The sequence below is a fragment of the Pseudomonas sp. RIT-PI-AD genome (assembly GCF_025642785.1).
Taxonomy (GTDB): domain Bacteria; phylum Pseudomonadota; class Gammaproteobacteria; order Pseudomonadales; family Pseudomonadaceae; genus Pseudomonas_T.
The window spans coordinates 150,261-156,433 of the sequence record NZ_JANZKU010000011.1 but is presented as its reverse complement, the minus strand read 5'-3'; the positions used below and the strand labels follow the sequence as shown (position 1 = coordinate 156,433).

Here is a 6,173-nt window from a genome sequence, read left to right as displayed (position 1 = left end):
CCCGCTCGAGGGCGAGGATCTGTTCGTTGTGCAGTTGCCGGCGAATCTCGTCGGCGCCCAGCTCACGCTCCACTTCCTGCCTGATCGCGTTGAAGCTGCGCTTGAGGCGCCCGACCCAGAGACCGGCGGTGCGCGCGGCGCCGGGCAGGCGCTCGGGGCCGAGGACCAGCAGGGCCACCAGGGCGATCAGGAGCAACTCGCTGAAGCTGATACCGAACATGATGCTGACCTTCAGTCGCGGCGGACGGGTTCGTCGACCTGATGCGCCTGCGCGTCGAGGGTGTGGGGTGGGTTCAGCGGCTGGCTGGGCGGCGGGGTGACCGGCGGCTGCGGCTTCACCTCGTCCTCTTCGCTGTTCATCGCCTTGCGGAACCCCTTGATGGATTCGCCGAGGTCGGAACCGAAGTTCTTCAGTTTCTTGGTGCCGAACACCAGGACCACCACCACCAGCAGGATCAGCCAGTGTTTCCAGTCGAAAATACCCATGCCGTCACTCCTCGAATGTCATTGGTTTGAGCCGCCGCGGGACGCCTTCTCGGCGTGCCCGGACAGGCCGAAGCGCCGCTCCAGTTCGTCCAGCACGGCCTGGGGGTGCTGGCCGAGGGCGGCGAGCATGACCAGGCTGTGGAACCAGAGGTCGGCGGTTTCGTAGATCAGGGCGTCGTAGTCGCCGCTGGCGGCGGCGTCCTTGGCGGCGAGGATGGTTTCCACCGACTCTTCGCCGACCTTCTCCAGAATCTTGTTCAGGCCCTTGTGATACAGGCTGGCCACGTAGGAGCTTTCCGGCGCCGCGCCCTTGCGCGCCTCCAGTACCTCGGCGACCCGGCTCAGGGTGTCATTCATCGGCTGGTCCCTCCGCGTCATGGGACGCGTAGATGGCGGACGGGTCCTTCAGCACGGGGTCGAGGGTCTGCCAGGCGCCCTCGCGGTAGACCCGGTAGAAGCAGCTTTCGCGCCCGGTGTGGCAGGCGATGCCGCCGAGTTGCTCGACCGACAGCAGGATCACGTCGGCGTCGCAGTCCAGGCGCAGCTCGTGCAGCTTCTGCACGTGCCCGGAATCCTCGCCCTTGCGCCACAGCTTGCCGCGCGAGCGCGACCAGTAGATCGCGCGCTGCTCGGCGGCGGTCAGGGCCAGCGCCTCGCGGTTCATCCAGGCCATCATCAGGATGCGCCCGGTCTCGTGGTCCTGGGCGATCGCCGGCACCAGGCCGTCGGCGTTCCAGTTAATCTCGTCCAGCCAATCGTTCATCGTCGCTCGTCCGCCCGTGCGGGCTTCTCAATCGGGTGGGGCCGCGCCGTCCTGGTGCCTCGCCATGGCGTCGGCGTCCGTGCCTGGCGATTCGGCCGGTTAGTGTGCCAGCCGGGGCCGCGACTGGCTATCGGCGCACGACGAGGTAGAACCCCGTGGCGCCCATCAGCCAGGCCGGCCAGGCCGCCGGAGCGGTGAGCAGCAAGCTGCCGGCGGCGATCAGCAGCAGCGAGCCGATCGCCCGCAGCACGCGTTCGTCGCGCCGGTGCCAGGGCGGCGGCGGGTCATGGGCGTGGGGCTGGGACAACCGTTCGAGCAGGTCGCGGGTCATCCCGGCGAGGTGCGGCACCTGCTCCACCTGCGCCTTCAGGTCCTGCAACAGGCGTCTGGGGCTGACCCGCTCGCGCATCCAGCGTTCCAGGTACGGCTGGCCGGTGCTCCACAGGTCGAGGTCGGGATAGAGCTGGCGGCCGAGCCCCTCGATGTTCAGCAGGGTCTTCTGCAGCAGCACCAGTTGCGGCTGGATCTCCATGTTGAAGCGGCGCGCGGTCTGGAACAGGCGCAGCAGCAACTGCCCGAAGGAGATGTCCTTGAGCGGCTTCTCGAAGATCGGCTCGCAGACCGTGCGGATCGCCGCCTCGAAGTCGTTGACCTTGGTCTCCGCCGGCACCCAGCCGGAGTCGATGTGCAACTGCGCGACCTTGCGGTAGTCGCGCTTGAAGAAGGCCATCAGGTTGCGCGCCAGGTAGTCCTGGTCCTCGGGGGTGAGGCTGCCGACGATGCCGCAGTCGATCGCGATGTACTGCGGGCTCCAGGGCTGGCGGGTGCTGACGAAGATGTTGCCGGGGTGCATGTCGGCGTGGAAGAAACTGTCGCGGAACACCTGGGTGAAGAAGATTTCCACGCCGCGCTCGGCCAGCAGCTTCATGTCGGTGCGCTGGTCGGCGAGGGCGGCGAGGTCGGTCACCGGGATGCCGTAGATCCGCTCCATCACCAGCACCCGCGGGCGGCACCAGTCCCAGTACACCTGGGGCACGTAGAGCAGGGACGAGCCCTCGAAGTTGCGACGCAACTGGCTGGCGTTGGCCGCCTCGCGCAGCAGGTCGAGCTCGTCGTAGATGATCTTCTCGTAGTCGCTGACCACCTCCACCGGATGCAGGCGGCGCGCCTCGCTGGACAGCCGCTCGGCGAGGCGGGCGATGACGAACAGCCAGGCGATGTCCTGGCGGATCACCGGCTTGAGGTTCGGTCGCACCACCTTTACCACCACGTCCTCGCCGGTCTTCAACTGCGCGGCATGGACCTGGGCCACCGAGGCCGAGGCCAGCGGCTGGCGGTCGAAGCGGGAAAACGCTTGGGCGATGGAAACGCCGAGCTGCTCCTCGATCAGCGCCACCGCCAGGTCGGAATCGAAGGGCGGCACCTTGTCCTGGAGGAAGGCCAGCTCGCAGGCGATGTCGTCCGGCAGCAGGTCGCGGCGGGTGGACAGGATCTGCCCGAACTTGATGAAGATCGGCCCCAGGTCTTCCAGCGCCAGGCGCAGGCGCGCGCCGCGGGTCAGCGCCAGCGGACGCCGCGGCAGCCAGCGCCAGGGCAACAGGAAGCGCAGGGCGCGCAGCCACCAGGGCAGCAGCGGCAGGTCCTCGAAGATCAGGTCGTCGAGGCGATAACGGATCACGACACTCTGGATGCGCAGCAGACGGCGGACGGCGAGCAGCTTCATTCGGTGGGGTTCGTCCGCTGGGCCAGCCGCTCGACGCGCGCATCGAGGCGGTCGAGGGCGAGCTTGAGGTCGTCCAGCTCGGCGAAGCGGGTCTCCACCTCGCGCCGGCCGACCAGGGTGCGCGACTCCTCGCTGAGGTAGTCGGCGAGGTTGTCCCTCAGGCTGTCCAGGCTCTGCGCGGTCCACTGGGCCCGGCTGCGCAGGTGGCTGCCGAGCAGGCCGCTGCCGACCGGGCCGAGCCAGCGCGACAGCTCGTATTCCCAGTCCAGCTCCAGGTCCTGGAGGATCGCGGTGAGGTCGAGCAGCGCGGCGCTGTCGCCCTCCATCTCCACCTCCGGCGCGTGCAGCACGGCCACCTTGTCCCGGGCCAGGGCCAGCCGCGCCAGGCTCGATGCCGGCGCGCGCAGCACGCAATCCGCCGGCGCTTCCCAATGGCTGGCGAGGCGCAGGCCGTCCTCGCCGGGCAGGATGAAAAGGCGCAGGGCGGGCGCCCGGCAATCGATCTCGATCACCTGCCCGGCGAGCCGGCCGAGCCGTGGCAGCGCCGTGGCGTCCAGCGCCAGCACCCGATTGAGGCCGAGCTCGAGCCCGGCGAGCAGCGCCTGGCGCAGCATCAGGGCTTGATACCGCGGTGCAGGGCGACGATGCCGCCGGTCATGTTGTGGTAGGTGACCCGCTCGAAGCCGGCGTCGATCATCATCGCTTTCAGGGTGTCCTGGTCCGGGTGCATGCGGATCGACTCGGCGAGGTAGCGGTAGCTGTCCGCGTCGCGGGTGATCAGCTTGCCCATCAGCGGCAGCAGGGTGAAGGAGTAGGCGTCGTAGGCCTTGTTCAGCAAGCTGCTGGTGGGCTTGGAGAATTCCAGCACCAGCAGGCGCCCGCCGGGCTTGAGCACCCGCAGCATGGAACGCAGCGCGTCTTCCTTGTGGGTCACGTTGCGCAGGCCGAAGGCGATGGTGACCACGTCGAAATGATTGCTCGGGAAGGGCAGCTTTTCCGCGTCGGCCTGGACGAAGGCGACGTTGCCGGCGACGCCCTTGTCCAGCAGGCGGTCGCGACCGACCTTCAGCATCGAGGCGTTGATGTCGGCCAGCACCACTTCGCCCTTGGGCCCGACCAGGCGGGAGAACTGGCGGGTGAGGTCGCCGGTGCCGCCGGCGATGTCCAGCACCCGGTTGCCGGGGCGTACGCCGGACAGCTCCAGGGTGAAGCGCTTCCACAGGCGGTGGATGCCGCCGGACATCAGATCGTTCATCAGGTCGTACTTGGCGGCCACCGAGTGGAACACCTCGGCCACTTTTTCCGCCTTCTGGCTCTCCGGCACGTTCTGGTAGCCGAAATGGGTCGTGGGTTCGTGTTCGGGGGCCTTGCGCGGATCGCTCATGTCGCTCTCACCGGATAAAGATCGCGCGCCATTCTAAACCGAAAACCGCGCGCTCGGCTTCCGCCCGCGCGTCGCGCGGCGGACGCGAACGGCGCGGATGGCCGGGCGGGCGAGGCGCCGTGACCGAATGCCGCACGGGGGCCGCGGGCGTGGCGGCGTGCGGTGTTTCGCTGCGGGTCCGGCGCCGGGATGCCCGCCGGCGCCAGGCCTGAGGGCGCGATGACCGGCGATCCCATGGGGGCTCGGTCGAGGCGGGCACGACGGCGATGCGCCGCCGCAAGCCCGGAGGCATGCCTGCCTCGACGCGCTGCGAAACCGGCCGATCGCGCGGCGATCCCCGGGCGGGACGCTCCGCAAGCCTCTGCTACGCTGGTTGAGCTGAGCACTTCGCGCGCATCACTCAAGGAGAGCAGGATGGCTGGCAAGAAAAAGGTCGAGAAAGAAAGCGATGCCCTGCCGGGCGACGTCGAAAAGCAGTCGCAACGGATTTGGCTGGCAGGCCTGGGCGCCTACTCCAAGGTCCTCAAAGAGGGCTCCAAGGCGTTCGACGCGTTGGTGAAAGAGGGCGAGAAATTCGAGAAACAGGCCCAGACGGGCACCGGGAAATCCGCCGGGCCGGGCAAGCCGGGCGCCGCCAAGGGGCGCGGCGAGGGCATCAAGGACAAGGCCCTGGGCAAGTGGAACGAGCTGGAAGAGGCCTTCGACAAGCGCCTCAACAGCGCCATTTCCCGCCTCGGCGTACCGAGCCGGAACGACGTCAAGGCCCTGCAGGAGCAGGTGGACCGGTTGGCCCGGCAACTGCAAAGCCTCGCCGGCACGGCCACGGCTCCCGCGGCGGCCGGCGCGCCGGGCCGTAGCCGTGCCAAGGCCGTTCCGGCGAGCGGTGCAGCGCCTGCCAAGCCCAAGCGTTCGCCGGCGAAACCCGCGGCCGAGTCGAACGCCAAGGCTGCGGCGCCCGTCGCCAAGGCCGTGCCGACCAAGCCGGGCACGGCAGCGAAAACCCCATCCACCGCCGGCACCGCCAAGCGCGCTTCGCCCAAGGCGAGCGACGCCTCTACGTCGACCTCCACGGCCTCGGCGGCGAAGCGCCCGGCGCCGAGGAAACCGGCGGTGCCCAAGGCCACCAAGGCCGGCACTTCCGCCGCTACGCCCGAACCTTCCGCCGGCCCGGCCGCCACGCCTTCGGCGTCGTCCTGATCGGTGCCACGCCCGGCATCGGCCGGGCGTTTCGCCGGGTTCGAGGCCATCGCGCAGGATCGAAAAGGCCCTAGGCCGCTCCAGCGGCACGTGGTGCGAAGGCTCGCCCGCCCTCGGCATCACGCCGAGCAACGGGCCGGCGTCATGTCCAGGAAGGCGAATGACAGACGCGGGGCTCGATGCTCAGAGCATCAGCCGGACCGGCGATTCGTGCGGGTCGCGGGAGCGGCCGGCGGCGGCGAGCTGGTCGAGGTAGTCGGCCCACAGCTCATCCTGGCGCACGCAGAGTTCGTAGAGGTAATCCCAGGTGAACAGCCCGCTGTCGTGGCCGTCGTCGAAAGTCAGCTTCAGGGCGTAGTTGCCCGCCGGCTCCAGGGCGCTCAGGCCGACGTACAGCTTGCCGTACTGGAGGATCGGCTTGCCGTGGCCCTGCACCTCGGCGGAGGGCGAATGGACCCGGAGGAACTCGGCGGACAGGCTGTAGCGCTCGTGGGCGCCGTAACCGAGGGTCAGGGTCTTGGACGCCTTGTGCAGCTCGATGGATGTGGGCACCCGCATGACGCTGCTCCTTCGGCCTGGAACCCGTTGCGGCCCCGCTGCCGGGACCGCTCGGTCGAACG

Annotated in this window: 9 protein-coding genes; 1 reads left to right on the top strand and 8 read right to left on the bottom strand. The window is 69.1% G+C overall.

Going from position 1 to position 6,173, the window contains the following annotated elements:
* The 7 genes from tatB to ubiE form a co-directional block, all read right to left on the bottom strand.
* The coding region (gene tatB, locus OGL92_RS12150; protein WP_263143870.1) for a Sec-independent protein translocase protein TatB at positions 1–220 on the bottom strand (220 nt) is incomplete at its 3' end.
* Between the two features lie 11 nt (positions 221–231).
* Positions 232–486: a twin-arginine translocase TatA/TatE family subunit gene (locus OGL92_RS12145; RefSeq protein ID WP_263143869.1), complete on the bottom strand. Its 255-nt coding sequence runs from the start codon at positions 484–486 to the stop codon at positions 232–234.
* An 18-nt stretch (positions 487–504) separates the two neighbouring features.
* Entirely contained in the window at positions 505–843 is a 339-nt protein-coding gene (locus OGL92_RS12140; protein WP_263143868.1) for a phosphoribosyl-ATP diphosphatase, read from the bottom strand.
* Positions 836–1,249: a phosphoribosyl-AMP cyclohydrolase gene (gene hisI, locus OGL92_RS12135; RefSeq protein WP_263143867.1), complete on the bottom strand. Its 414-nt coding sequence runs from the start codon at positions 1,247–1,249 to the stop codon at positions 836–838. Before hisI ends, OGL92_RS12140 begins: the two co-directional genes overlap by 8 nt.
* A 127-nt stretch (positions 1,250–1,376) precedes the next feature.
* On the bottom strand, positions 1,377–2,972 hold the full coding sequence (gene ubiB / locus OGL92_RS12130; RefSeq protein WP_263143866.1) for a ubiquinone biosynthesis regulatory protein kinase UbiB: 1,596 nt from the start codon (positions 2,970–2,972) through the stop codon (positions 1,377–1,379).
* The gene (locus OGL92_RS12125) at positions 2,969–3,586 is read right to left on the bottom strand and encodes an SCP2 sterol-binding domain-containing protein (protein ID WP_263143865.1); all 618 of its coding nucleotides are present in this window, start codon (positions 3,584–3,586) and stop codon (positions 2,969–2,971) included. Before OGL92_RS12125 ends, ubiB begins: the two co-directional genes overlap by 4 nt.
* On the bottom strand, positions 3,586–4,356 hold the full coding sequence (ubiE, locus tag OGL92_RS12120; RefSeq protein ID WP_263143864.1) for a bifunctional demethylmenaquinone methyltransferase/2-methoxy-6-polyprenyl-1,4-benzoquinol methylase UbiE: 771 nt from the start codon (positions 4,354–4,356) through the stop codon (positions 3,586–3,588). The genes OGL92_RS12125 and ubiE overlap by 1 nt, the downstream gene beginning before the upstream one ends.
* A gap of 414 nt (positions 4,357–4,770) precedes the next feature.
* Here ubiE and OGL92_RS12115 point away from each other — a divergent pair, with 414 nt between their 5' ends.
* Positions 4,771–5,553, top strand: a complete 783-nt coding sequence (locus OGL92_RS12115) for a phasin family protein (protein WP_263143863.1) — start codon at positions 4,771–4,773, stop codon at positions 5,551–5,553.
* 183 nt (positions 5,554–5,736) lie between these two features.
* Here OGL92_RS12115 and OGL92_RS12110 read toward each other — a convergent pair whose 3' ends face one another.
* A complete protein-coding gene (locus tag OGL92_RS12110) occupies positions 5,737–6,111 on the bottom strand; it encodes a DUF971 domain-containing protein (RefSeq protein WP_263143862.1) in 375 nt (124 codons plus the stop codon).
* Positions 6,112–6,173 lie beyond the last annotated feature (62 nt).

What these genes read in the sequence shown, in the direction of transcription:
- OGL92_RS12145 (WP_263143869.1), bottom strand. Translation starts at nt 486, where the DNA reads ATGGGTATTTTCGACTGGAAACACTGGCTGATCCTGCTGGTGGTGGTG.
- OGL92_RS12140 (WP_263143868.1), bottom strand. Translation starts at nt 843, where the DNA reads ATGAATGACACCCTGAGCCGGGTCGCCGAGGTACTGGAGGCGCGCAAG.
- hisI (WP_263143867.1), bottom strand. Translation starts at nt 1,249, where the DNA reads ATGAACGATTGGCTGGACGAGATTAACTGGAACGCCGACGGCCTGGTG.
- ubiB (WP_263143866.1), bottom strand. Translation starts at nt 2,972, where the DNA reads ATGAAGCTGCTCGCCGTCCGCCGTCTGCTGCGCATCCAGAGTGTCGTG.
- OGL92_RS12125 (WP_263143865.1), bottom strand. Translation starts at nt 3,586, where the DNA reads ATGCTGCGCCAGGCGCTGCTCGCCGGGCTCGAGCTCGGCCTCAATCGG.
- ubiE (WP_263143864.1), bottom strand. Translation starts at nt 4,356, where the DNA reads ATGAGCGATCCGCGCAAGGCCCCCGAACACGAACCCACGACCCATTTC.
- OGL92_RS12115 (WP_263143863.1), top strand. Translation starts at nt 4,771, where the DNA reads ATGGCTGGCAAGAAAAAGGTCGAGAAAGAAAGCGATGCCCTGCCGGGC.
- OGL92_RS12110 (WP_263143862.1), bottom strand. Translation starts at nt 6,111, where the DNA reads ATGCGGGTGCCCACATCCATCGAGCTGCACAAGGCGTCCAAGACCCTG.